Origin of the sequence: Pseudoroseomonas cervicalis ATCC 49957 (assembly GCF_000164635.1) — a bacterium.
Taxonomy (GTDB): Bacteria; Pseudomonadota; Alphaproteobacteria; order Acetobacterales; family Acetobacteraceae; genus Pseudoroseomonas; species Pseudoroseomonas cervicalis.
Window position 1 is genome coordinate 1 of sequence record NZ_GG770929.1, and the last position, 1290, is coordinate 1290.

Sequence of the window (1290 nt, forward strand, 5' to 3'; positions counted from 1 at the left end):
CGCGCGCGAGGCGCCGGCCACCGCCGCCGCGCCGGTGGTGCTGCGGGTCGGTGGGCGGATCGAACGGCCGCCGCAGGGCGAGGCCGCCTTCACCCTGGCGGCGCTGGAGGCGCTGGGCATGCGGCGTTTGCGCACCACCACGCCCTGGACCCAGGGCGCGCAGGAGTTCAGCGGCGTGCCGCTGGCCCTGCTGATGCGCGCGGTGCGCCCGCTCGGCCAGCGGCTCTGGGCCGAGGCGATCAACCGCTACCGCGCCGAGCTGCCGCTCGCCGATGCCTGGGAGCGCGACGCCTTCCTGGCGACGCGGCGCGATGGCGAGCCCATGCGCATCCGCGACCGCGGCCCGGTCTGGCTGGTCTATCCCTGGACGCAGCGGCCGGAGCTCGACATCCCCCTCTATCACGAGCGCGCGGTCTGGCAGCTGCGCCGGATCGAGGTGTCCTGAGCCATGGCGGCGCCGGACCCCGCCGCGCCGCCCCTGCTGCGCCGCCTGCGCGGCCTGCTGCGCGGGCGCGAGCGGCGGCTGCAGCTCGGCCTCGCCATCGCCACCCTGATCTTCATCCTCTCGCTCGGCTTCTCCACCCTGCAGGCGCGCGCCCAGTACCGGCTGGAGGCGCGGATGCAGCGCAGCGGGCTGTGGATGGCCAGCCACGCCGCGATCGAGGCGGCGCGCTTCGAGGCGGCGCTGCACCGCCGCCAGGCCGGGGCGCTGGAGGATGCCGCGCTGCGCGAGCAGTTCGAGATCCTCTTCAGCCGCATCCTGCTGCTGCGCGGCGGCGAGCGGCCGCAGGAATTCGCCCAGACCGAGCGGCTGCACGCCGCCCTGCCGGAGATGCTGCGTGCCCTGGCGGTGATGGAGGCGGCGCTGGAGCGGCTGCTGGCCGGCCAGGCGGAGGCGCTGCCGCCGCTGCTGGCGCGGCTCGACGCGCTGCAGGACGAGCTGCGCGAGGCCAACCGGCAGCTGCATCTGGAGCGCACCCACGCCGCCGGCGCGGCGGTGTCGGGCATGCGCAGCCTGACCTGGAGCTTCATCGCCTCCGGCGTCGGGCTGCTGGTCTCGGCCGGGCTGCTGATGGCGCTGCTGCTGCTGGAATCGCGCCGCGCCCGCGCCGCCCAGCGCCATGCCGAGGCGGCCGCCGAGCAGCAGGCCGAGACCGAGCGCACCCTGCGCGCGCTGATCGACAGCCTGCCCGCCATGATCAGCGCCTTCGACCGCGACGGGGGCTTCCTGTTCATGAACGAGGCGCATGCGCGCTTCCACGGCCCGGCCGCGCGGGCGGTGCCACCGGG

At 76.3% G+C, this 1290-nt stretch carries 2 protein-coding genes; both read left to right on the forward strand.

All coding sequences use genetic code 11. The annotated features are described in order from the left end of the window. Positions 1–445 (forward strand): putative pterin-binding protein (locus tag HMPREF0731_RS20460; protein ID WP_007006134.1); only part of this gene is annotated, 445 nt, incomplete at its 5' end. Positions 446–448: 3 nt separating this feature from the next. Beyond that, a partial coding sequence (locus HMPREF0731_RS20465; RefSeq protein WP_040614252.1) for a PAS domain-containing protein occupies positions 449–1290 on the forward strand: 842 nt, incomplete at its 3' end.